Genomic DNA, 23284 nt, shown 5'->3' on the forward strand with positions numbered 1-23284 from the left:
CTTTTTGCGTGTTTCACACGCAAAAAGAAGATCTAGATGTATTATTAAAAAGCTAAATTGTGCCCTGAATCAAATTATTTTCACAGAAAAGAAAAGGTTTTTTATGTCGTTTTTTCAATTTGTATATACATATTCAATGTGATAAGTACAATGTTTCGTATATTTTTTTTGTGTTAAACAAACGTTTGATTAATTGTGATAAGATAAAATGAAACGGAGTAAATCTTACATAAGGCAATATGTACGGGAAGAAATGAAATATCTTATAAATGGTGGTGAATCGTTTCATGGAGACTTGGTTATTAGAAATGATGAAGGCAATCGTGCGTTTTTTAACGCATCCTGCTTTGTATGTTTTTTTTATAAGTAGTTTTTTTGTTGGATATTTACGAGTATTACGAGAACGGAAAGATTTTTCTTTTAAGGTGTATGATGTTTTGTATGAACTACGTACATCTATATTTGCAGGAATTGGTTTAGGACTCATTTTATCTTTGATTACAGTTGGAACAGGACTAATCGTATCACAAGCAAGTGTGATTATAATGGCGATTTGGACGGTATCGTTTGCTATGATTGCTCAGTATAGATACTTATCACCTGCATATACGTTAGGAATTGCCATTGCAGCAGCGGTATTATCTTCAAAAATTCCATTCTCTTTCTTACAACTTCAAGAAGGAGAGGAGAGCAGCGTTGTATCATTAGCGATTTTACTTGGGCTTATGTTAGTTGTAGAAGGTATACTTATTTCTAAAAATGCTGCAAACTATTCAACTCCGAAATTACGAAAAGGAAAACGAGGTTTAAATATTGGACTGCATGAATCCAATAGATTATGGCTTGTACCGTTATTTGTTCTTATACCAGGTGATGCTTTAACGCAGTTTGTATCTTGGTGGCCAGTGGTCTCTGTTGGATCGCAAAAGTTTTCCTTATTCTTAGTTCCATTCTTAGTTGGATTTACGAGAACGGTTAAAAGCTTTGAGCCAAAAGGAGCATTGTTATTTACAGGACGCCGCGTATTTGGACTAGCTGCAGTTGTCCTTGTATTAGGAATAGCGAGCTATTGGTGGCATATATTAGCAATTGTCGCTATGGGAGCAGCGATGCTTGGACGACTGACAATTGCTGTGCAAGAGCGTTTGGAAGATGAACGACGTCCTGCATACTTTTCTTCTCGTGATAATGGTCTAGTTGTACTAGGTACAATTCCAGGAACAGCCGGAGAGGAACTAAATTTGAAACCAGGGGAAATCATCGTGAAAGTGAACGGAATCGTTCCAACAACTGTGGATGGGTTCTACAATGCACTGCAATCAAGATCAACAGGTGCTTTTTGTAAAATGGAAGTTGTGGATACGAACGATGAGCTTCGCCTTGTACAACATGCGATCTATGAAGGAGAGCATCACGAACTTGGGATTGTTTTTGTAGAACAAGAACGTCAGTGGGATACGGAAGTTGGTTGATGTGATTATATGGAGTTGTGGAGGAGCATTTTTCGGACTCTCTATGTATGGAATAGCATTGCTTAATTTAAAGAAGTTGTATTGATGAATAAAATATCATATTCTGTTTCTTGAAAATGTCATTGAAATGTCTTTACACGTTGTAGTACAACAAAATGAATTATGCTATGATGTGAACAAATATAAGCTATCTATCGGAGGGATTCATATGCCGCATGTTGTGTTTCGTGGAGTTACGACTGAACAGTTAAAAAGCATAAGCAAGCCATTAGTAGAAGAACTTGCAGTGATTTGTGAGTGTGGTACAGATAATTTTACGTTGGAACTACCAAGTTCTACATTTGTATTCAACGGAGAAGAAGTAGAGGCATTTCCTCTCATTGAAGTGAAATGGTTCGAGCGTGGGCAAGAAATTCGTGATCGATTTGCCAATGCCATTACTACATATTTAATGGATTTTGGGCTTCCTGAAGTAGAGGTTGTGTTTACGGTGTTCTCAGAAGAATCCTATTATATTAATGGGAAACATTGTGCGATGTAATTTTATGAAATAGGGTACCATACAGATGGGACCACAAGTTTCTATACATAGGAGGAGATAGAGTATGATCGTTACAACAACTTCTGTTATTCAAGGAAAAGAAATTGAAGAGTATATTGATATTGTAAACGGCGAAGCAATTATGGGAGCGAATATCGTTCGTGATTTATTTGCTTCTGTTCGTGACGTTGTCGGTGGCCGTTCTGGTGCTTATGAAAGTAAGTTAAAAGAAGCACGTGATATTGCGATGGGAGAAATGAAACAACTTGCAGCGCAAAAAGGTGCAAATGCAATTGTTGGTATTGATGTTGATTATGAAGTAGTTCGTGAAGGTATGTTAATGGTAGCTGTAAGCGGAACTGCAGTTAAAGTTAGATAAGAGAATGATCCTGTGAACCCTTTCTCAACTAGGAGGAGGGGTTCTTTTTGTATGGACTTTAAGTTGTCTTTTCAGCGAAATCGTTTAGACTAATAGAGAGGTGAAAACGAATGAAAGAGAAGGTTTCAAGTACGAAATGGTTCGGACTTGCTGTGCAATCTTTATTGGTACTAGCAGATTATGATGGTATTTGTCCTAGTGCAATTATGGCTGAAAAGTTAGGGACAAAGCCACTCTTTTTAAGAAAAATCCTTACTCATTTAGTTAAAGCAGAGCTAATTGTAGCGAAAGAAGGACGAGATGGCGGTTATTATTTAGCTCGAGCAGCAAATGAAATTACATTAGTAGAAGTTTATGATGCGATAAGAGCAGACCCGTATTCAAAAGGATTCCTTGATGTAGATGGGAAAGAGTGTTTTTCTCCTTCTACATGTTCAGCGTTATATGAATTAAGAGATGAAATGGAAAGATGGCTTATCGAGGGGCTGGCGAAGAAAAAGCTAGCGGATTTACTTCCGAAAGAATGAATAAAACGGAACTGTAGTTTTCGTTTTATTTTTTAATATTAACTGTTCTTGACAAAGGAACAGTTAAAGGGATATACTGTTCTTAAAATTAGAACAGTTAAGAGGAGAAAAACAATGTCAGCAAAAAAATCTGCAGCAGAAGAGTATTTAAATAAAATCCATGAGCTTAATACTCATACGGAAGCTCCAAAAGAAATTACGGACACAGATTTCTTTACTATCGCTAAGGAGCGCCAATCTATACGTCATTACGATCTGCAATTTAAAATGGACGAAAAAGACATTCGTGAAATTTTAGAGCTCGCAACATTAGCTCCATCATCGTCAAACTTACAATCATGGAGATTTCTTGTAGTACAAGATGAAGCAGCGAAAGAAGAGTTATTACCAATCGCAAACAACCAAAAACAAATTGTCGATGCTTCTATTGTTATTGCTGTTTTAGGAGATAAACAGGCCTATAAAAATGCTGAGAAAATTTACGGAGAAGTAGTGAAAAAAGGAAGAATGACAGAAGAAACGAAGAATTTCTATGTTAATTCAATTGTTGAAAACTACGGGAAATTCTCTAACGAACAAGCTACTCGTGTGGCGATGATTGATGGTGGCTTAGTAGCGATGCAGCTTATGTTAGCGGCAAAAGCAAAAGGTTTTGATACTGTACCAATTGGCGGTTTCCATCCGCAGAAATTTGTAGAAGCTTTCCATGTTCCAGAAAATCTTGAACCTGTTATGTTAATTTGTGTAGGGAAAGCAGTGCAGGCTGGGTTTGAAAAAGTTCGTCTTCCACTTGATGATGTGTTAACTTGGAATAAATTTTAATCGTAAGAAGGGGGCTGACCTGGGTCATCCCCCTTTAGTGTATCTAATATTGTCGAATGGTCTTTATCCCGCATTAACGGGCAGTAAAAGCTAAGGAAACACGTGGAAGAAAACTGCCCGTAAAAGCCCGATTGGTTCAACTAACCATCAGTGAGAAAATCGTCACTGATGGAAGTTTCACTTTATATTGTGTCGAAGCGCCGATATATTCTAAAGAACGGTCGATATATTATGAAAATCGCCGATATATTGCAAAGAACAACCGATATATCAGAGGACAGATTTTTTGCACTCTTGAATTTGACGCAGCAGCTGTTCATATTCGTTTTCAAGCGCAATCACATCATCGTGACGTCCTGGCATCGAAATGCGTCCAATTACTTCTGTTAATTTTGTTTGCAGGCGCAGTAGTTCTTGCTCTGCTGGATTAATAGAAGATTGTTCCTTTCGTTTCGTATATTGCTCGTAACTACCTTGAAAGATCCGTGGTTCGTCTTCATCTAGGTGTAAAATGCGGTCGGCGATTTTATGAACGAAAGTCCGGTCGTGACTAATGAATAGCACAGTCCCGGGATAATCTTTTAGCATGTGCTCTAGTTCTTCTTGCGTAGCGAGGTCTAAATAGTTTGTCGGTTCGTCAAGAAGAAGCATATTGTAGTCTCCTAAGAATATTTTTGCTAGTGCGACCTTTACACGTTCGCCGCCACTTAAGACGTTTACTTGTTTATAAACATCTTCTCTTCGAAACAGTAAGCGGGCGAGGATTGTTCGTACGAAAGCTTCGTCATAACGCGTTTCTTCCATCACGTTTTGTAAAATGGTTTTGTCGTTTTGTAAAATAGCTAATGTTTGTTCAAAATAACCAATTTTACAGCTTTTTGAAAGCTGAATTCCTCGTTCTTTTGTTTGAATCATTTGAAATAGCGTTGTTTTTCCGCTTCCATTTTTGCCGAGAATAGCAAGCTTTACACCTGGCGTTATACTCCCATTTATATTGTTAAAAAGGGTGTGAGTGCCGATTTTTTTCGTAACCTTATTAAATTGCACAGCTGTTTTACTATGAATGGGTGCATGGTATTGTATATCAAACTTTGTATGAACAATTTCTTTTGGTTTTTCTTTCTTTTCTAATTGCTCTAATCTTGTTTCTAATGCTTTTGCGGCTTTTTCAACATTGCCTTGACTATAAGCTGCTCCCGATTTGTATAGTCTAGATTCAGAAGAACTAAAGCTTGAACGGATTTTTGTCATGCCAGAAGCACGCTGTTGTCTGCTGGCGATTGCTGTTTCTAAGCGTTGTTTTTCTTTCGTATACTTTTCGTATTCTGATTGCTGATGCTGCCTTTGTTGCTCTTTTTGCTCCCTGTAGCTTGTGTAATTTCCTTTATATTCACGAACAGTACCATCTTCAATCTCAATCATCTTTGTACAAATGGCATCTAATAAGGCACGGTCATGAGAGATTAAAATAATCGCTCCTTTATAAGATTGCAATGCCTGTTCTAGTTGTTCTGTGCCATGCATATCAAGATGACTTGTTGGTTCATCAGCAAATAAGATAGCTGCTTCTTGTTCAAGAGCATGAGCAATTTTTAAACGTCCGCGTTCGCCGCCGCTCATATTCGTTGTGACGTGAGAAATACCCCATTGTCCTTTTGCAAGAGAAGAGGCTGTTTCCAATGTCTCCTCATGGAATTGTGGAATGATAGCAATCGAACTGTAATGAGTAATCGTTCCGTCATCAGGTTCTATTTCTTTACTCAATATTTGTAATAGCGTCGATTTCCCCGCGCCGTTTACACCGACGATTCCAATGCGATCCTGCGCATGGATATTAAGTGCTTGTAATGTAAATAAAGTGCGGTCACCAAAGCTTTTTTCAATGTTTCGTGCTGTTAAAATGGTCATAAAAAACCCTCCCTAGTTTCACTAGAGAGGATAGATTTCACCCGTAGTATGTAAAAAAGAGATGCACAAAAAAGCTGTACACGTATTTTTACATGTTCCTGTCAAAAGAAAGTTATCGACAAAAGGGCAGACTAATCCTCTTCTAGTTTTCATCATTTTGTTTCACTATTTGTGATGGATGAATAAAAAAGAGAATTATAACTTCATTGGTCGATGTACCTTCCTTTCATAATTTCACCTTTATTGTATGCATTTGGAAGCTTGTTTGTCAAATCATTCTGTTAATTTTTATTGAAAATTTGCTTGTATAACTTCGTCTTTTCGATTGCTTCCTTGTCATTCACAATCTCTCCTGGTGCGTTAGCAGACCCAATTATATAACCTTCAAAAGAAGCGCCGACAAAGTCGAAAATGTATTGAAACTGTGCAATGAGCGGAAGTGCTTTTAATTTTGGATTGTCACCGCCGACAATGACAACATACATTTTCTTACCTTTCATACGTTCTTTAAAATGTAGAGATGTATCCCGCAAGCTTTGCGACCAGCGATCGACAAAGTTTTTCATATATCCGCTCATACCGTACCAGTAAAGCGGAGTTGCGAAGACAATAGTATCATGCTCAAGCATTCGTTTGACGATGTCCTCGTAATCATCATCAATTGGTTGAAAGCCCTCGGCATCGTGACGCTGGTCTGTAATGGGCTTGATGGTATGATTGCGTAAATATACATCTTCAGTTTGGACGCCTTCTAACAGCATATGCGTTAATTGTTCTGTATTTCCATTTGGACGTGAACTGCCATGTAAAACGAACATCGTATATCAATTCCTTTCTTTTAACAACTTAATGTGTTTTTGTAAATTCGCTTCGATATGAGAAAGTAACGAAATCTGCTTTTTTACTTCCGCAAGCTTATCCTCGTAAAGTGTGATGATACTGTTGCACGGGTTATCGTAGAAGTGCGGCTCTATTTCTAAGCAGCGCAGCATTTTAGCTGTTTCTTCTAAATTTAGCCCCAGTTGTAAATACATTTGAATAAGCTTTACTTGTTCAATCGTCGTTTCATCAAAATCACGATAGCCATTTGCGAGTCGTTTTGAAGCTAGTAAGCCTTTTTCCTCGTAATGCCGTAATGACCGTTCGCTTATGCCTGTATGTTTCGATAATTCTCCGATGCGCAAAACTATCACTCCTTCTCTTCTCATTTTAAACCTTCACATTAGTGTGAAGGTCAACTGTGATTGTTCGCGAAGTTTTGCACATGATCTAAAAATACTTGAATCGCTTTAGAAGGAATGAAATATTTTCCCCGTACAATGGAGAACGGACGCATGAGTTTTTCGTTTGGTACGGGTATGTGACGTACTTCACCAGTTTTCAATTCTTTACGGACCGTCCAGTCTGATAAAATAGCAATTCCGAGTCCGGCAGCAACGGCTTCTTTTACACTTTGAATGCTGCTAAATGTGAAGTAGCGCTTCATTTTTAAATGGTGGTCGTGAATAAAGCGGTCGCTGTAAGCTCTCGTTCCAGAACCGGTTTCGCGGAGAATCCATATTTGATCTTGCAGCATGTTTGTCTGAATTGGGCTCGTCATTGTCAGAGGGTGATTTGGAGGAACGACAAGCTTCATTTCATCTTCCATAAATGGTTCTACGTCTACATCTGTGTAGATGACTTGCCCCTCTACTAAGCCAATATCTAGTTGATTCGAGCGAACCCTTTGTAATACCTCTTCTGTATTGGAGATAAAGGTATGAACTTCAACACGCGGATGTTCCTTTGCGTAGTTTGCTAATATTTTCGGAAGAAGGTATTCTCCGATTGTGAAACTAGCGCCGATGCGCAGTGTCCCTGTAACAATATTATGAAGTTCATTAATTTCTTGTTTTGCTTCTTCATACAGTGTAAGCATTTGTTTTGCATGTATGTATAAAATGTTTCCTGCTTCTGTGACTTGGACATGTTTCGGTGAGCGCTGAATGAGCGTTGTGCCGAATTCATTTTCTAAATTGCGAATGTGCATGCTTACACCCGGCTGGGAAAGGTTCAACATTTCGGCAGCTCTTGAAAAATGCTTTTGTTCTACGACAGTTACAAAAATTTTTAAAATGTCGGTGTTTATGAGACTCATTCCTTTCGTTTTTCATTTTTGTCCAGCTCCAGCGGCTAGAACAGTCGGTCGTTTCGCGCCTTCCTCCGAGGCAAAAAAGCGCCTCTATGTCAGGAGCTCCAACGCCCTCTTGTTCTGAGCGAGCCGCATCCGCTTTTCTTTTCATTCTATCATAAGTTTTCTTGATGATTGAGATAGTATATTGGTATTAAACTTATGATTAAAATGCTTTTATAATAAAAGTAGAACGAACATGCATGTTACAAGATAGGTATTGGAGTGGTACAAAGTGAATCAAATGATAGCGTTAGAAAAGGAGAAGCGCTTCGGATTTGCACAAGGCATCGGGATTACGTTACTGATTGCGATTGTTGCAAAATATTTGGCGCAGCTTCCGTTTTTAAGTATTATGGGCCAATTGGTCATTGCTATTCTAATCGGAATGATCTGGAGAGCAGCAGTTGGTGTTCCGCATCAAGCGGTTGCAGGAACAAATTTTGCGAGTAAAAAACTATTGCGCCTAGGGATTATATTACTCGGTATGCGATTAAATTTAGTTGATATTGCGAAGGCGGGCCCAAAGGTATTAGTCATGGCGGCAATTGTTATTACATTTACACTTACTGTTGTATATGCGTTAACACGCTTTTGTAAAGTAGAGAAGAAGCTTGGTATTTTAACAGCATGCGGAACAGCAATTTGCGGAGCGGCAGCTGTTGTGGCAATTGGACCGCAAGTAAAAGCCAAGGATGAAGAGGTTGCCGTGAGTGCAGCGATCGTTGCGATTTTAGGAACAATTTTTACATTAGCATATACATTGCTGTATCCTGTGCTTAACTTGTCTCCGTATGGATATGGTGTTTTTTCCGGGGCAACATTACATGAAATTGCTCATGTCATTGCAGCGGCAGCACCTGGTGGAAGTCAATCGGTTGATATTGCGGTAATTATGAAGTTAACGCGCGTTGCCTTTTTAGTACCTGTGGCAATTTTAATTGGCATATGGTTTCAGCGCGGAGAACAAACAGGGCAAAAAAAATCTTGGCGTGACATTCCGATTCCGTGGTTTATTTTTGGTTTCCTAGCAGTGAGTGCGTTTCATTCATTAGGAATTGTCCCTGAAAAAATCGCAAGCGATATTGTCGTTATTTCTTACATGCTTATGGCAATGGCAATGGCTGGGCTTGGCTTAAATGTAGAATTTAAGACATTTCGTAAGCTTGGAACGAAAGCATTTGTTGCAGGGTTAATTGGATCGGTATTACTTTCTGTTCTTGGATATACGCTTGTGTATGTGTTGCATTTTGTGTAGAGGGCTTGCTGGGCAAGTCCTTTTTTTATTGGAAATTTTGTAAAGATATCTTTACTTTTTGAAGGTGGATTCCATGGGTGTACAAAACAAAATTAAAGAATTAAGAAAGCAAAATCATATTACGCAAGTTGAGATGGCAAAAGCAATGCAAGTGACGCGCCAAACAATTGTTGCGATTGAAAATCATCATTACAATCCGAGTTTGGAGTTGTCACTTAAGATTGCGAAGTATTTTAAGATGAGTGTGGAGGAAATTTTTACGTTGGAATAGGGGGGATATGAATCATGAAAAGACGAGTCGACGAATACGAATGGCACATAACAGGAAAAGCCTCTAGGTACACCTGTATGTTTTACAGTACATGTCTTTTAATCTGGACATTCTACGACATGATAACAAAAGGAAAAACAGGCTGGGAGTTTCCGATTATGGCAACTGGTAGTGCGATCTTTTTCGCGATTTGTTCATGGGAGAAACGAAAGCTGAAAAATCTTGAAGATGATGAATACGAATGATTTCGATAAGAGCTGTTTACACGAACTTAGATGTAAACGGCTCTTTATTTTTAAAATCTACTTGAAACTGACGTTACGTCACCTTCTATAATGAAAATGAGAGGGTGATAGAAATGATTTCCATTCAACAACTAACGAAGGAAACAAGTGTTACAGTAAGAACACTTCGATATTATGATCAAATTGGTTTGTTAGAGCCGAGCGGAAAGACGGAAGGTGGACACCGGTTATATAGTGAACGTGATGTACTGAAATTACAGCAGATTTTGTTTTTAAAAGAAATGGGATTCGCCTTAAAAGAAATTACGAATATGTTAGAAACAGAGAGTGTAAATGTTAAAGAGTTTTTGCAACAGCAATTGCTGTTCGTAAGAGAAGAGCAGCAGAAGTTTTCACGTATGGAGAAAATGCTGCAAGCTGTCTTGTATTCTAATGAGCTGGAAGGAGAGTTGAATTGGGATATTATATTTGAGCTTATGCAGCTTTCACAGCAGTCCCCGCGTATGCGGCAGCTATTTCAACAACAAGTATTTTCAGAGGAAGAAGAACATCTGCTAAAAAATTTACCAAACATGAGTGAGCAAAATGAAGAAGTACAAGAGTGGATTCTTTTACTAAAACGAATGCGTCAGTTTATGCAAAAGAAGAAAGCACCAAGTAATGCTGAAGTGCAAGGAATTACTGGAATCATCTTAGAGAAATGCAGGGAGATGGCAAACGGTGATGAATCGTTTTTAGATAAATTGTGGGGAGTACGTAAGTCAAAAGAAGAGTCGAAAAGGATGAATATGTATCCAATTGAAGAAGAGCTTTTGCAGTATATGGATGAGGCTTTTGAATTGTATATAGAGGAAGAGGGGAAAGTATGAATATATTAACCGAGTATCGCTGGGCGTTTTTAATTGGCGCTGAAATTGTATTTTGGAGTGCAGCAATTAGTTTCTTTTTACTGCGGTATGCTTTTCAGCTGCGTAAAGCAAGTTTCATAGCAGGGATTGTATTATTGCTGAATGAATTATTTATTTTAACGTTAGGTGTCGTTGATTATTATGAAACAGGGGAGATTTCTCAATTTCAAATTATTATCGTCATCATCTTATTGTATGCTATTTTTTACGGAAAGAAAGATTTAAGGAAGCTAGATTTACGTATCCAGCGAATGATTGCAAAGTGGCGGGGAGAAGTATTGCCAATGATAGAGGAACCAGTAGAATTAACGGGCTGGGCACATACGAAGCAAGAGTTGCTCCATTGGATGCCTCACTTTATTGTATTTGCGGGTGTACACATTGTATTTTTCTTTCTGTATGGACTAGTACCACTTGAAAACATATCAAGCTGGGAAGCTGATGTGTTTTTAAATGAAACCGCGAATCGTGTGAGTAAAGTGTGGAGAATCGTTTTCGGTGTAGATACGCTTATTACGTTTTCTTACGTAGTTTTTCCGAAAAAGAAAAAAGAGGTGCTGTCTCGTTAAGGACAACACCTCTTTTTGTTTGTTATGCAACGTCTTCTTTTTGTTCATTTTTCAGCGTACTATTTTTGTAACCGTAGCTGAAATATACAACTAATCCGATAATTAACCAAACGACAAAGCCAATCCATGTTGTTGCTGGAAGTTGCAATGTTAAGTATCCGCAGAATAGAACCGCTAATATCGGAAGCAATGGTACGAATGGTACTTTAAAGGCACGCGGCAGGTCAGGCTGTTTTTTGCGTAAGATGATAACGCCGATTGATACAACGATGAATGCGAATAATGTACCGATGTTTGTTAACTCTGCTAGCTTGTCTAATGGAACAAATCCAGAAAAGAAAGCAACCATAGCTGCTGTAATCCAGCTGTTCATAACAGGTGTTTGCGTTTTTTTGTTTACGCGAGAAAATGCTTTTGGTAGTAAGCCATCACGGCTCATTGCATAAAATAAACGAGTTTGTCCATATAGCATAACGAGTAATACTGTTGTAATCCCAGCAATTGCTCCTAAAGAGATAAGTCCAGCAACCCAATCTTGATGAATATATTGCAGTGCAAATGCAACAGGGTTCTTTACGTCTAATTGATTGTAGGGAACGATTCCTGTTAATACTAATGAAACAACGATATATAAGATTGTACAGATTGCTAAGGAAGCGATAATACCAATTGGCATGTTACGCTGTGGATTTTTTACTTCTTCAGCAGCTGTTGATACAGCGTCAAATCCGATATAAGCAAAGAATACAGTTGCCGCTCCAGTAGTTACGCCAGAGAAGCCAAATGGCATGAACGGTGTCCAGTTCTCAGGTTTTACATAGAAAGCACCAACGCCGATGAATAGAAGAACAACAAATACTTTGATAGCTACCATAACCGCGTTGAAACGAGCTGATTTTTTTGCGCCTCTTGTTAATAAAAATGTCATGATGAAAATAATACAAATTGCTGGTACGTCTACGTATGTGCCAGCCGCAGGATTATAAGCGCTTGTTAAAGCGTGCGGCAGTTTAATACCAAATCCAGATAATAACCCTTGGAAATATCCTGACCAACCAGATGCAACGGCTGAGGATGCCAGGCCGTATTCTAGAATTAAGTCCCAACCTAAAATCCAAGCAATGATTTCTCCAAATGTTGCATAGCTGTAAGTGTACGCGCTACCTGATACCGGTACAGTTGAAGCGAATTCGGAATAACATAATGCCGCAAATACGCAGGCTAAACCGGATAAAATAAACGATAAAATAAGTGCTGGTCCTGCATGTTTTGCTGCTGCAACGCCGGTAAGAACGAAAATACCTGTTCCAATAATAGCGCCGACTCCTAACATTGTTAAATCAAATGCGCCTAGCTCCTTTTTTAAAGAAGCGCCTTTCTGCTGCGATTGCGCCAGCAGTGACGAAATCGATTTTTTTCGGAATAGATTCATATAAGCTCCCTCACCTTCTAGTTGTTAAAATATTCTGAACTTTAAGTTCGAATTGTCGTATAATGTCGAATCTTTAAACGTATTGTAATATGAAAAGTGGGTGTTGTAAACACGAAATTTTTAGAAAATTTAACCTATACAAAAAATGATGAATTTCTTGTTGATATTTGTATAGGTATTTTTGTTGCTACACTAAGTTATTTCATTTTGAATGGTAGTATAAAGCGAAACTTCTTACTGCCCGCGAATAGCGGGATAAAGTCAAAATGGGCTGGAGAGGATTAAGATGAGAAAAGGAATTGTTTTATTGTGTTTTCTATTCTACATAGGCGGTTTGGCGGGGTGTTTATCCTCTGTAAAAACGGGAAATCAGAAAAATAATGAAGCGAAAGTTGATAAAAAGAGTGATATCATCGTAAAAATAGGTGGAGGATCTAATTTAGATAAGTTTCAGCGGTTTCTAAATCATGTGAAAAATGGCAAAGCTGATAAAGTGCGTATTGTGAATTATACAGATGAAGGAGATCCGATTTTTCAAACATTAGACTATGATGGAATCAATATAAACTATCTTTTTGATGATTCCAATGACAAATTTGGAGGAAGTCAAAAAGGGAAAAAAAGTGATGTGTGCAAAGGGATTATGAAAGAAAAAAGCGATGAAGCTGTAAGTTATAAATTAAGTGAATGTAAAGAAAATCATAAGAATATGAGTTATTTTTTGCTGGAGGTATCTCATGAATAACTATGGGAAGATGCTTAGTAAATAAGCATCCTTTTTGTTTTTATATATTGGATTTGCAGAAAGGGTGTCGAATTATTTATCGAATACTTGTTCGTTTTTTTGGTTTTTTTATGAGCGTTCGTGTTAAAATGAAAATACAGATTTTTTTTACGAGGAGGGCGGATTTATTTGGAACATCAATTTGAAATTGTCTCAGAGTATTCCCCGCAAGGTGATCAGCCAAGAGCGATAAAGCAGCTTGTAGCTGGGATTAAAAATGGTAAGAAACATCAAGTGTTGCTTGGAGCGACAGGGACGGGTAAGACATTTACGATTTCAAATGTTATTAAAGAAGTGAAAAAGCCAACACTTGTAATGGCTCATAATAAAACGTTAGCAGGACAGCTATACAGTGAGCTCAAAGATTTCTTTCCGAACAATGCAGTTGAATATTTTGTTAGTTACTACGACTATTATCAACCGGAAGCATATGTACCACAAACCGATACATTTATTGAAAAAGACGCAAAAATTAATGATGAGATTGATAAATTGCGTCACTCAGCGACGTCGGCTTTATTTGAAAGAGATGATGTCATTATTGTAGCCAGTGTGTCTTGTATTTACGGTTTAGGTTCCCCGGAAGAATATAGTGAGCTCGTTGTCTCTTTACGCGTTGGTATGGAGAAAGATCGTAATCAATTGCTTCGTGAGCTTGTTGATGTGCAGTATGGCCGTAATGATATTGACTTCCAGCGCGGGACGTTTCGCGTGCGCGGTGATGTAGTTGAAATTTTCCCGGCATCTCTTGATGAGCACTGTATCCGAATTGAATTTTTCGGTGATGAAATTGATCGTATCAGGGAAGTAAATGCATTAACAGGTGAAGTATTAGCAGAACGTGAGCATGTGGCAATCTTTCCAGCATCTCACTTCGTTACACGCGAAGAAAAAATGAAAGTTGCCATTGAAAATATTGAAAAAGAATTAGAAGAACGCTTAAAAGAATTAAATGATAACGGTAAATTGTTAGAAGCGCAGCGGATCGAGCAGCGAACACGTTACGATTTAGAAATGATGCGTGAGATGGGTTTTTGTTCTGGAATTGAGAACTACTCCCGTCATTTGACGCTCCGCCCAGCTGGTTCAACACCATATACATTATTAGATTATTTTCCGAAAGATTTTCTTATCGTGATGGATGAGTCCCATGTATCGGTGCCGCAAGTAAGAGCGATGTACAACGGAGATCAGGCGCGTAAGCAAGTGCTTGTTGATCATGGATTCCGTCTGCCGTCAGCACTTGATAACAGACCGCTTATGTTTGAAGAGTTTGAAGAGAAAACGAATCAAGTTGTGTATGTATCAGCGACGCCGGGTCCATATGAACTTGAACATTCACCGGAAGTGGCGGAACAAATTATTCGTCCAACAGGGCTATTAGATCCGGAAATTGATGTAAGGCCAATTGAAGGGCAAATTGATGATTTACTAGGAGAGATCCAAGAGCGAATCGCGAAAAATGAGCGTGTATTAATTACGACATTAACGAAGAAAATGTCAGAGGATTTAACAGATTATTTAAAAGATGTTGGGATTAAAGTAAACTATCTTCATTCTGAAATTAAAACGTTAGAGCGGATTGAAATTATTCGCGATCTTCGTCTTGGCAAGTTCGATGTGCTTGTCGGTATTAACTTACTTCGAGAGGGACTAGATATTCCAGAAGTATCGCTCGTAGCTATTTTAGATGCGGATAAAGAAGGATTTCTTCGTTCAGAGCGCTCGCTTATTCAGACGATTGGCCGCGCAGCTCGTAATGCAAACGGTCATGTTGTAATGTATGCTGACCGAATTACAAAATCGATGGGAATCGCAATTGAAGAAACGAAGCGTCGTCGTCAAATTCAAGAAGCATATAATGAAAAGCACGGAATTGTACCAAAAACAATTCAAAAAGAGGTGCGCGACGTGATTCGTGCAACGATGGCTGCTGAAGATACTGAAACGTATGAAGCAGCGCCGCTATCATCTAAGAAAATGACGAAAAAAGAACGAGAAAATGTAATTGCAAAAATGGAGGCCGAAATGAAGGAAGCTGCAAAAGCGCTTGATTTTGAGCGGGCAGCTGAGCTTCGTGATCTATTATTAGAATTAAAAGCAGAAGGGTGAAGACAATGGGTAAAGATTTTATCGTTGTAAAAGGTGCGAGAGCCCACAACTTAAAAAATATAGATGTCACCATTCCGAGAAATCAGCTTGTTGTTGTAACAGGGCTATCTGGTTCAGGGAAATCATCGTTGGCATTTGATACGATTTATGCAGAAGGGCAGCGTCGGTACGTAGAATCGCTATCGGCGTATGCGCGGCAATTTTTAGGGCAAATGGATAAACCGGATGTCGATGCAATTGAAGGGTTATCACCGGCCATTTCAATTGACCAAAAAACGACGAGCCGCAATCCGCGTTCAACGGTTGGAACGGTGACGGAGATTTACGATTATTTACGTTTATTATTTGCGCGTGTCGGAACGCCGATTTGTCCAAATCACGGCATTGAAATTACATCGCAAACAGTTGAGCAAATGGTAGATCGTATTTTAGAATATCCAGAGCGTACGAAACTACAAGTGCTTGCGCCGATTGTATCAGGTCGTAAAGGTGCGCATGTGAAGCTGTTAGAAGATATTAAAAAGCAAGGGTATGTCCGCGTTCGTGTTGATGGAGAAATGCTTGATGTATCGGAAGAAATTGCGTTAGATAAAAATAAAAAGCATTCCATTGAAGTTGTCATTGACCGTATTGTAGTGAAAGAAGGGATTGCCGGTCGCCTTGCCGATTCATTAGAAACGGCTTTGAAGCTTGGTGAAGGCCGCGTTTTAATTGATGTGATTGGAGAAGAAGAGTTGCTGTTTAGTGAGCATCACGCTTGTCCGTATTGTGGATTTTCTATTGGTGAACTTGAGCCGCGCATGTTTTCTTTCAACAGTCCGTTTGGTGCTTGTCCGTCTTGTGATGGTCTTGGTTCAAAGTTAGAAGTAGATCTTGATTTAGTCATTCCAAACTGGGATTTATCATTAAACGACCATGCAATTGCACCTTGGGAACCGTCAAGTTCGCAATATTATCCGCAGTTGCTAAAGTCTGTTTGTAACCATTATGGCATTGATATGGATGCACCCGTAAAAGATATTCCGAAACATTTGTTTGAAAAGGTGTTATACGGAAGCGGAGATGAAAAAGTGTACTTCCGTTATGTGAATGACTTTGGTCAAGTAAAGGAAGGCGACATTATTTTCGAAGGTGTCATTCCGAACATTGAGCGCCGTTACCGAGAAACGAGCTCTGATTATATTCGTGAACAAATGGAAAAATATATGGCGGAGCAAGCTTGTCCGAAATGTAAAGGCGCTCGTTTGAAGCCAGAAACCTTAGCTGTTTTTGTAGGTGGAAAAACGATTGCGGAAGTCTCACAGTTTTCTGTGAAAGACGCGCACGAGTTCTTTACAAATATCGAATTAACGGAAAAGCAACAAAGTATTGCGAAACTTATTTTGCGTGAAATTAAAGAGCGTCTTAGCTTCTTAATTAACGTGGGACTTGATTATTTAACGCTTAGCCGTGCAGCTGGAACATTATCGGGCGGAGAGGCGCAGCGTATTCGCTTAGCGACGCAAATCGGTTCAAGCTTAACGGGCGTATTATATATTCTTGATGAACCTTCTATCGGTTTACATCAGCGTGATAACGATCGCTTAATTCAAACACTGAAAAATATGCGTGATTTAGGAAACACGCTTATTGTAGTTGAGCATGATGAAGATACAATGATGGCTGCGGATTATTTATTAGACATTGGTCCTGGTGCAGGTATTCACGGCGGCCAAGTTGTTTCAGCTGGGACGCCGCAAGAAGTAATGCATGATGATAATTCGCTAACAGGACAATACTTATCAGGTAAAAAGTTTATTCCAGTTCCGCTGGAGCGCCGCAAAGGTGATGGTCGTAAGATTGAGGTCATTGGGGCGAAGGAAAATAACTTAAAAAATGCGAAGATTTCATTCCCGCTTGGCACATTTGTTGCTGTAACGGGTGTATCTGGTTCAGGGAAAAGTACATTAATTAATGAAGTGCTATATAAAGCAGTGGCTCAAAAACTATACAAATCGAAGAGTAAGCCTGGTATGCATAAGGAAATTAAGGGCCTTGAGCATTTAGACAAGGTAATTGATATTGATCAATCCCCAATTGGGCGTACACCGCGTTCTAACCCAGCGACATATACAGGTGTGTTTGATGATATTCGTGATGTGTTTGCACAAACGAATGAAGCAAAGGTTCGCGGGTATCAAAAAGGGCGTTTTAGCTTTAACGTGAAAGGTGGCCGCTGCGAAGCGTGCCGCGGTGATGGGATTATTAAAATTGAAATGCACTTCTTACCAGATGTGTACGTTCCATGTGAAGTTTGTCATGGAAAACGTTATAATCGTGAAACATTGGAAGTAAAATATAAAGATAAAAACATTTCTGAAGTGTTAGAAATGACAATTGAAGATGGGGTAGAGTTCTTTGCGAATATCCCGAAAATTAAACGTAAGCTCCAAACGCTTGTGGATGTAGGGCTTGGTTATATGAAGCTCGGTCAACCGGCAACGACGTTGTCGGGCGGAGAAGCGCAGCGCGTGAAATTAGCATCTGAGTTGCATCGCCGTTCAACAGGCCGCACGTTGTACATTTTAGATGAACCGACAACGGGGCTTCATGCACATGATATCGCTCGTCTATTAAAAGTACTTCAGCGTCTTGTTGATAATGGTGAAACGGTACTTGTTATTGAACATAACTTAGATGTTATTAAAACGGCAGATTATTTGATTGATCTTGGTCCTGAAGGCGGAGATAAGGGCGGACAAATTATTGCAACAGGTACGCCGGAGCAAGTTGTGAAAGAAGAGCGTTCTTACACAGGCAAGTATTTAAAAGATGTTTTAGAACGTGATACAGCACGTATGAAAGAAAAAGTAAAAGAAGTAGAATTAACACAGTAAAGGAACATGTAACCGAGGGGCGCTGCTTCTCTGTTACATGTTTTCTGCTATCTCGCTATTTGTGGTCAGTAATCCCCCACCTCAAGATTTAGAGAGAATCAATGTCCAGCTCTAGCGGCTAGAATCTCCGGTCGTTTCGCCCCCTCGGACGAGGCAAAAAGCGCCTCTCTGTCGGGTACTCCAACGTCCTGCAATTCTGAGCGAGCCGCTCCCGCTTTTCTTAAGAAGATAGGTGGGGGATAACTCCCCACTGATGGAAGTTTCACTTTATATACATCCAAAGGAGATGAGGATGTGGGTTCTACCGAAAAAGTGTTAGCGTCTTGTTGTTATTTTAGTATTTTTGTGGCTCCGTTATTATTTCCAATCATTGTGTATTTTGTTGTTCCTCATGAAGAAGTGAAATCTCATGCAAAGAAAGCACTCATTTCGCATTTATTACCGTTCTTTTGTTTATTTCTCGTTTTTCTATTTGGATTTGTGATGAACACACCAGAACAAATTGGTGTGATGGTGCTTATTGCCCTGTTGTTATTTGGATTTGTAAACCTTGTTATTTTTATCTGGAATATTGTGAAAGGTGTACAGTTGCTTGCGAATGAGTAAGGGATTGTCTGTAAGGGGAATCTTATATGCAGTTGCATTTGTTCTTGGTATTTTGGGCAGAGTTGACGTATTATTGTTAGTATATATAAATCCACCTTGATTTTTTAACACACAAATCGCTGCTATACAGAATACAACATGCCGGCTACTGGCCTACTCCTTTTGTTTCAAACCTGGCATGTGGCAGGAAAAGACCCTGACCGCTCTTATACGCGGCCAGACGCTATCACCCTCCCCTATAAAAAAAGGGGGTTTTTATGTCGTTTTTTCAATTTGCATTTATATATGTAGTTTGAGTAGTCATTGTCCCTAGTGAAAAGGAAGTGTAAAGAACATGAGATTGATTTTATCACTTATTGTAAACAGTATTGTGCTAATCGTTGTATCAGGTCTTCTCAAAATATTTGCACCAGGTGCGTTTGAAATAGCGAATATACAAACAGCAGTGATTGCAAGTATTATTTTGTCTCTTTTAAATGTGTTTGTTAAACCGTTATTAATTTTAATTACCCTGCCAATTACTGTGCTAACATTTGGTTTCTTCTTAATCGTTATTAATGCGATTACGCTAGAAATTACAGATTCGTTACTTGGTGATGCATTTAATTTATCTGGATTTGGTGCAGCGATTATGGCAGCGATTTTTATTTCAATTTTAAATATGTTAATTGAAAAAGTGATCATTGAACCGTTATATGAGAAAGACTAATTGGACGGCAGAAAGTATCCGACAAAACGTAGAACATTTTGCGCAAAGCGTGGAATGTTTTTTTTCTTTTTCAAAAGAAACCGTATTTCTTGTTTGAAGAAAAAAATGGTACAATAGCGGGTAGAATGGTAGTACGCTGCCTAGATACATTCCGCAACGTGGAGGTTTATATATGCCAAAAGTTCGTACGAAAGATTTAATTGAACATTTTCAGTTAGAATTAGTAAGTGGTGAGGAAGGAATTCATCGTCCCATTGATACAAGTGATTTATCACGCCCTGGAATTGAAATGGCGGGATTTTTTACATATTATCCAGCTGATCGTGTGCAGCTTCTTGGGAAAACCGAGCTTACTTTTTTTGATACATTAACAGACGAACAAAAGAAAATGCGCATGCAAGCGCTTTGTACAGAAGAAACACCGTGCATTATCGTAACGCGCGGTCAGGATGTACCAGAGGACCTAATGCAAGCATCTCGTCAGACCGGTGTGCCGATATTATGTTCACCGTTAAAAACGACACGTTTATCAAGCCGTTTGACGAACTATTTAGAAAGTAAATTGGCGCCAACAACAGCTATTCACGGTGTATTAGTTGATATTTACGGCGTCGGTGTAATGATTACAGGACAAAGTGGTGTCGGGAAAAGCGAAACAGCACTTGAGCTTGTGAAGCGCGGACATCGTCTTGTTGCTGATGATAGTGTAGAGATTCGCCAGGAAGATGACGATACACTAGTTGGAAGTTCACCGGAGTTAATTGAGCATTTACTTGAAATTCGTGGACTTGGCATTATTAACGTTATGACGTTATTTGGTGCAGGTGCAGTACGTAATCATAAACGTATTTCACTTGTGATTAATCTTGAGATTTGGGATCAAAAGAAGAACTATGATCGCCTTGGCTTAGATGAAGAAAAAATGAAAATTATTGATACAGAGATTACAAAGATTACCCTTCCAGTACGACCAGGTCGAAACTTAGCTGTCATTATTGAAGTAGCAGCGATGAATTTCCGTTTAAAACGTATGGGCGTCAATGCAGCGCAACAATTTTCAGAGCGTCTAATGAGCGCGATTGAACTAGGAGATCAAAATTAAATATAAGTGAAACTTCCATTAGTGGAATAGGAAGGGAGTAGAGAATATGCTGTTAGGTTCTGTACCGCAGCTTGATCGCGTGGCAGTTCAGCTTGGGCCGTTTCCAATTTATTGGTATGGTGTCATTATTGGTACGGCTGTGTTGCTTGGATTATGGCTTGCAACCCGCGAAGGAGAGCGTCTCGGTATTCCGAAAGATACGTTTATTGATTTGGTCCTAATTGCAGTGCCGATTGCAATCGTTTGTGCACGTGCATACTATGTTATTTTCGAATGGGACTATTATTCCCAAAACCCGAGTCAAATTATTAACATTCGTCAAGGTGGTTTAGCGATTCATGGCGGATTAATTGGTGCGGTTCTTACTGGAATTGTATTTGCAAAAGTACGCGGTCTATCTTTTTGGAAGCTGGCAGATATTGCAGCACCAAGTATTTTGCTTGGACAAGCGATTGGCCGCTGGGGCAACTTTATGAATCAAGAAGCTCATGGCGGTGAGGTAACGCGTCAATTTCTTGAAAATTTACATTTACCACAGTTTATTGTGAATCAAATGTATATTGATGGTGTGTATTACCACCCAACATTTTTATATGAATCACTGTGGAATTTTGCTGGGGTTATTTTACTTCTGTTTCTTCGAAAAGCAAATTTACGCCGCGGAGAATTATTTTTCACATATTTAACTTGGTACTCTATCGGACGTTTCTTTGTAGAAGGATTGCGCACAGATAGTTTAATGCTTGGTCCGCTTCGCATTGCACAAGTTGTATCCATTGTCTTAATTCTCGTCTCTATTATTTTTGTTGTTGTGAGACGCAAAATGGGGTATGCGGATAAACGATATTCAGAAAAATAATGATAGAACTTCAGTGGTGAATGAGAAAAAAGTAGCGTCATACATACGGCGCTGCTTCTTTTCATATCCCGCTTTAACAAACAGTAAGTGCAGAAGGAACTACGAGAAGGGGGACTGCTTGTAAGAACCAGGGTTGGGCGGGCTAACCATTCGAAGGGAAAGGCAACTTCGAATGGAAGTTTCACTTTATCCTACAACAACAAAGGACGTGGAAAAGATGAACATCAATACAGTGTTATTTGATTTGGATGGAACGTTGATTAATACAAACGAACTTATTATCTCTTCATTTTTATATACTTTAGAAAAGTACTATCCAAATCAGTATAAGCGTGAAGACGTACTGCCGTTTATTGGCCCGTCATTGCATGATACATTCAGCAAAATTGACGAAAGCCGAGTAGAAGAACTCATTCAATGTTACCGTAACTTTAATCATGAACATCATGATGAGCTAGTCAAAGAGTATGAAACAGTGTATGAAACTGTCCAGGAACTTCAAAAGAATGGGTATAAGATTGGGATTGTAACAACGAAGGCGCGTCAGACTGTTGAAATGGGATTAAAGTTATCGAAATTAAAACAGTTTTTTGATGTTGTGGTGACAATTGATGATGTAGAGCATGTGAAGCCGCATCCAGAACCGATTCAAAGAGCGTTGCAATTATTAGAGGCAAAGCCAGAAGAAACGTTAATGGTAGGAGATAATCATCACGATATTGTGGGCGGACAAAATGCTGGTGTGAAGACAGCAGCTGTTGCGTGGACAATTAAAGGACGCGAATATTTAGAGTCTTATAAACCAGATTATATGTTAGAAAAAATGAGTGACTTGTTAACGATCTTGCCTCACTAATTTTTTTCTGATGAGAGTCGAGACGTGTGATTTATATAAATAAAAGTTGGAAAACCGACAACAAGCCCTTTTTTAGGTGGGAGAGAGGGACTGGCTATGCATAGAAGCGGTCAGGGCCTTTTTCTGCCACATGCAAAGTTTAAACAAAGGGAGAAAGAAAGTAGAGGACTCCTTTTTTCTGCATAGCAGCGACTTATAGGTTGAGAAATTAATAAAACAATGAAGTGAAGCGCAAAAGGGGAGAGAATGGTGCGACGGACAACACGCTATCCTGTGTCAGGGGCAAATTCATTATGGAACGTATATAAGACTGTTTCATTTTGGAAAGTGATGAAAAACTTCATTGTCATTCAATTTGCGCGTTATACTCCGTTTTTACGGATGAAAAATTGGTTATATCGTACATTTTTGCGAATGAAAGTTGGAGAGCAAACTTCTTTTGCACTTATGGTTATGCCAGATATTATGTTTCCAGAGAAAATTACGGTTGGGCGTAATTCGATTATTGGTTATAATACAACATTATTAGCTCATGAATATTTAATTACAGAATATCGCCTTGGTGAAGTTATCATTGGAGACGAAGTCATGATTGGAGCAAATTCGACCATTTTACCGGGCGTTGTCATTGGAGATGGAGCGATTGTTTCAGCGGGTACACTTGTTCATCGTGATGTACCGAGCGGTGCTTTCGTTGGTGGAAATCCGATGCGTGTTATTTATACGAAAGAGGAAATGGTAGCGAGAGAAGGGAAATGTTAGAAATGTAACATTTTCCTTTTCTTTTCGGGAATGAAAAGGAAATATTTGCGTATAATATACTGTTTTGTTTTTAGAAGAATCGTTTATACTTATAGATAGAAGAATGAAATAATGGA

24 protein-coding genes and 1 pseudogene are annotated in these 23284 nt (G+C 39.0%); 20 read left to right on the plus strand and 5 right to left on the minus strand.

Features of this window, described 5'->3' with window-relative positions; translation table 11 throughout:
* The first annotated feature begins 269 nt into the window (after window positions 1-269).
* The 6 genes and pseudogenes from Q9306_RS14095 to Q9306_RS14115 all read left to right on the plus strand — a co-directional run bounded on the left by Q9306_RS14095 (window position 270) and on the right by Q9306_RS14115 (window position 3741).
* Complete coding sequence (locus Q9306_RS14095) at window positions 270-1472, plus strand: PDZ domain-containing protein (protein ID WP_306199451.1); 1203 nt, start codon at window positions 270-272, stop codon at window positions 1470-1472.
* Window positions 1465-1557: pseudogene (locus Q9306_RS24785) on the plus strand (DUF3278 domain-containing protein); the annotation flags it as partial. The gene Q9306_RS14095 and the pseudogene Q9306_RS24785, both read left to right, overlap by 8 nt.
* Before the next feature lie 123 nt (window positions 1558-1680).
* Entirely contained in the window at window positions 1681-2013 is a 333-nt protein-coding gene (locus tag Q9306_RS14100; RefSeq protein WP_306199578.1) for a DUF1904 family protein, read from the plus strand.
* Window positions 2014-2077: 64 nt separating this feature from the next.
* On the plus strand, window positions 2078-2392 hold the full coding sequence (locus Q9306_RS14105) for a heavy metal-binding domain-containing protein (RefSeq protein ID WP_306199453.1): 315 nt from the start codon (window positions 2078-2080) through the stop codon (window positions 2390-2392).
* Between the two features lie 110 nt (window positions 2393-2502).
* A complete protein-coding gene (locus Q9306_RS14110; protein WP_306199456.1) occupies window positions 2503-2919 on the plus strand; it encodes an RrF2 family transcriptional regulator in 417 nt (138 codons plus the stop codon).
* Between the two features lie 114 nt (window positions 2920-3033).
* A complete protein-coding gene (locus Q9306_RS14115) occupies window positions 3034-3741 on the plus strand; it encodes a nitroreductase family protein (protein ID WP_306199457.1) in 708 nt (235 codons plus the stop codon).
* Window positions 3742-4011: 270 nt separating this feature from the next.
* Here the strand turns inward: Q9306_RS14115 and abc-f are convergent, their stop codons facing one another.
* The 4 genes from abc-f to Q9306_RS14135 form a co-directional block, all read right to left on the minus strand.
* Complete coding sequence (abc-f, locus tag Q9306_RS14120) at window positions 4012-5649, minus strand: ribosomal protection-like ABC-F family protein (RefSeq protein WP_306199459.1); 1638 nt, start codon at window positions 5647-5649, stop codon at window positions 4012-4014.
* Between the two features lie 281 nt (window positions 5650-5930).
* On the minus strand, window positions 5931-6467 hold the full coding sequence (locus tag Q9306_RS14125; RefSeq protein WP_306199461.1) for a flavodoxin family protein: 537 nt from the start codon (window positions 6465-6467) through the stop codon (window positions 5931-5933).
* A gap of 6 nt (window positions 6468-6473) precedes the next feature.
* Complete coding sequence (locus Q9306_RS14130; protein ID WP_306199463.1) at window positions 6474-6833, minus strand: MerR family transcriptional regulator; 360 nt, start codon at window positions 6831-6833, stop codon at window positions 6474-6476.
* Window positions 6834-6883: 50 nt separating this feature from the next.
* On the minus strand, window positions 6884-7777 hold the full coding sequence (locus Q9306_RS14135) for a LysR family transcriptional regulator (RefSeq protein ID WP_306199581.1): 894 nt from the start codon (window positions 7775-7777) through the stop codon (window positions 6884-6886).
* Between the two features lie 286 nt (window positions 7778-8063).
* Between Q9306_RS14135 and Q9306_RS14140 the strand changes: the two genes are divergently transcribed.
* The 5 genes from Q9306_RS14140 (at window position 8064) to Q9306_RS14160 (ending at window position 11070) form a co-directional block, all read left to right on the plus strand.
* Complete coding sequence (locus Q9306_RS14140; protein ID WP_371932387.1) at window positions 8064-9077, plus strand: YeiH family protein; 1014 nt, start codon at window positions 8064-8066, stop codon at window positions 9075-9077.
* A 73-nt stretch (window positions 9078-9150) separates the two neighbouring features.
* Entirely contained in the window at window positions 9151-9348 is a 198-nt protein-coding gene (locus Q9306_RS14145) for a helix-turn-helix transcriptional regulator (protein ID WP_306199467.1), read from the plus strand.
* Window positions 9349-9362: 14 nt separating this feature from the next.
* A complete protein-coding gene (locus Q9306_RS14150; RefSeq protein ID WP_306199469.1) occupies window positions 9363-9593 on the plus strand; it encodes a hypothetical protein in 231 nt (76 codons plus the stop codon).
* 107 nt (window positions 9594-9700) lie between these two features.
* Window positions 9701-10462 carry a MerR family transcriptional regulator gene (locus tag Q9306_RS14155; RefSeq protein ID WP_306199583.1) on the plus strand — a complete coding sequence of 254 codons (762 nt, stop codon included), beginning with the start codon at window positions 9701-9703 and terminating at the stop codon, window positions 10460-10462.
* On the plus strand, window positions 10459-11070 hold the full coding sequence (locus Q9306_RS14160; RefSeq protein ID WP_306199471.1) for a hypothetical protein: 612 nt from the start codon (window positions 10459-10461) through the stop codon (window positions 11068-11070). Before Q9306_RS14155 ends, Q9306_RS14160 begins: the two co-directional genes overlap by 4 nt.
* Before the next feature lie 22 nt (window positions 11071-11092).
* On the opposite strand, the gene bcaP is transcribed toward Q9306_RS14160, so the two are convergent.
* On the minus strand, window positions 11093-12502 hold the full coding sequence (gene bcaP, locus Q9306_RS14165; RefSeq protein WP_306199473.1) for a branched-chain amino acid transporter BcaP: 1410 nt from the start codon (window positions 12500-12502) through the stop codon (window positions 11093-11095).
* 286 nt (window positions 12503-12788) lie between these two features.
* Between bcaP and Q9306_RS14170 the strand changes: the two genes are divergently transcribed.
* From Q9306_RS14170 to Q9306_RS14210, 9 genes are all read left to right on the plus strand, one after another.
* Complete coding sequence (locus tag Q9306_RS14170; RefSeq protein WP_306199475.1) at window positions 12789-13247, plus strand: DUF4362 domain-containing protein; 459 nt, start codon at window positions 12789-12791, stop codon at window positions 13245-13247.
* A gap of 168 nt (window positions 13248-13415) precedes the next feature.
* Window positions 13416-15398 carry an excinuclease ABC subunit UvrB gene (gene uvrB, locus Q9306_RS14175; RefSeq protein WP_306199477.1) on the plus strand — a complete coding sequence of 661 codons (1983 nt, stop codon included), beginning with the start codon at window positions 13416-13418 and terminating at the stop codon, window positions 15396-15398.
* Window positions 15399-15403: 5 nt separating this feature from the next.
* Entirely contained in the window at window positions 15404-18274 is a 2871-nt protein-coding gene (gene uvrA, locus Q9306_RS14180; protein ID WP_306199479.1) for an excinuclease ABC subunit UvrA, read from the plus strand.
* Between the two features lie 294 nt (window positions 18275-18568).
* Complete coding sequence (locus Q9306_RS14185) at window positions 18569-18880, plus strand: magnetosome magnetite crystal formation protein family (protein WP_306199481.1); 312 nt, start codon at window positions 18569-18571, stop codon at window positions 18878-18880.
* 334 nt (window positions 18881-19214) lie between these two features.
* Complete coding sequence (locus Q9306_RS14190; protein WP_306199483.1) at window positions 19215-19589, plus strand: phage holin family protein; 375 nt, start codon at window positions 19215-19217, stop codon at window positions 19587-19589.
* A 172-nt stretch (window positions 19590-19761) separates the two neighbouring features.
* Complete coding sequence (gene hprK / locus Q9306_RS14195) at window positions 19762-20691, plus strand: HPr(Ser) kinase/phosphatase (RefSeq protein ID WP_306199485.1); 930 nt, start codon at window positions 19762-19764, stop codon at window positions 20689-20691.
* Between the two features lie 46 nt (window positions 20692-20737).
* Window positions 20738-21550: a prolipoprotein diacylglyceryl transferase gene (lgt, locus tag Q9306_RS14200; protein WP_306199487.1), complete on the plus strand. Its 813-nt coding sequence runs from the start codon at window positions 20738-20740 to the stop codon at window positions 21548-21550.
* A gap of 217 nt (window positions 21551-21767) precedes the next feature.
* Complete coding sequence (ppaX, locus tag Q9306_RS14205; RefSeq protein WP_306199489.1) at window positions 21768-22406, plus strand: pyrophosphatase PpaX; 639 nt, start codon at window positions 21768-21770, stop codon at window positions 22404-22406.
* Window positions 22407-22655: 249 nt separating this feature from the next.
* A complete protein-coding gene (locus Q9306_RS14210) occupies window positions 22656-23168 on the plus strand; it encodes an acyltransferase (RefSeq protein WP_306199491.1) in 513 nt (170 codons plus the stop codon).
* The last annotated feature ends 116 nt before the right edge of the window (window positions 23169-23284 follow it).

Origin of the sequence: Bacillus multifaciens (assembly GCF_030756675.1) — a bacterium.
GTDB classification, from domain to species: domain Bacteria; phylum Bacillota; class Bacilli; order Bacillales; family Bacillaceae_G; genus Bacillus_A; species Bacillus_A multifaciens.

Coding starts and splice junctions, on each gene's coding strand:
- Q9306_RS14095 (WP_306199451.1), top strand. CDS start 270: ATGGTGGTGAATCGTTTCATGGAGACTTGGTTATTAGAAATGATGAAG.
- Q9306_RS14100 (WP_306199578.1), top strand. CDS start 1,681: ATGCCGCATGTTGTGTTTCGTGGAGTTACGACTGAACAGTTAAAAAGC.
- Q9306_RS14105 (WP_306199453.1), top strand. CDS start 2,078: ATGATCGTTACAACAACTTCTGTTATTCAAGGAAAAGAAATTGAAGAG.
- Q9306_RS14110 (WP_306199456.1), top strand. CDS start 2,503: ATGAAAGAGAAGGTTTCAAGTACGAAATGGTTCGGACTTGCTGTGCAA.
- Q9306_RS14115 (WP_306199457.1), top strand. CDS start 3,034: ATGTCAGCAAAAAAATCTGCAGCAGAAGAGTATTTAAATAAAATCCAT.
- abc-f (WP_306199459.1), bottom strand. CDS start 5,649: ATGACCATTTTAACAGCACGAAACATTGAAAAAAGCTTTGGTGACCGC.
- Q9306_RS14125 (WP_306199461.1), bottom strand. CDS start 6,467: ATGTTCGTTTTACATGGCAGTTCACGTCCAAATGGAAATACAGAACAA.
- Q9306_RS14140 (WP_371932387.1), top strand. CDS start 8,064: ATGATAGCGTTAGAAAAGGAGAAGCGCTTCGGATTTGCACAAGGCATC.
- Q9306_RS14145 (WP_306199467.1), top strand. CDS start 9,151: ATGGGTGTACAAAACAAAATTAAAGAATTAAGAAAGCAAAATCATATT.
- Q9306_RS14150 (WP_306199469.1), top strand. CDS start 9,363: ATGAAAAGACGAGTCGACGAATACGAATGGCACATAACAGGAAAAGCC.
- Q9306_RS14160 (WP_306199471.1), top strand. CDS start 10,459: ATGAATATATTAACCGAGTATCGCTGGGCGTTTTTAATTGGCGCTGAA.
- bcaP (WP_306199473.1), bottom strand. CDS start 12,502: ATGAATCTATTCCGAAAAAAATCGATTTCGTCACTGCTGGCGCAATCG.
- Q9306_RS14170 (WP_306199475.1), top strand. CDS start 12,789: ATGAGAAAAGGAATTGTTTTATTGTGTTTTCTATTCTACATAGGCGGT.
- uvrA (WP_306199479.1), top strand. CDS start 15,404: ATGGGTAAAGATTTTATCGTTGTAAAAGGTGCGAGAGCCCACAACTTA.
- Q9306_RS14190 (WP_306199483.1), top strand. CDS start 19,215: ATGAGATTGATTTTATCACTTATTGTAAACAGTATTGTGCTAATCGTT.
- hprK (WP_306199485.1), top strand. CDS start 19,762: ATGCCAAAAGTTCGTACGAAAGATTTAATTGAACATTTTCAGTTAGAA.
- lgt (WP_306199487.1), top strand. CDS start 20,738: ATGCTGTTAGGTTCTGTACCGCAGCTTGATCGCGTGGCAGTTCAGCTT.
- ppaX (WP_306199489.1), top strand. CDS start 21,768: ATGAACATCAATACAGTGTTATTTGATTTGGATGGAACGTTGATTAAT.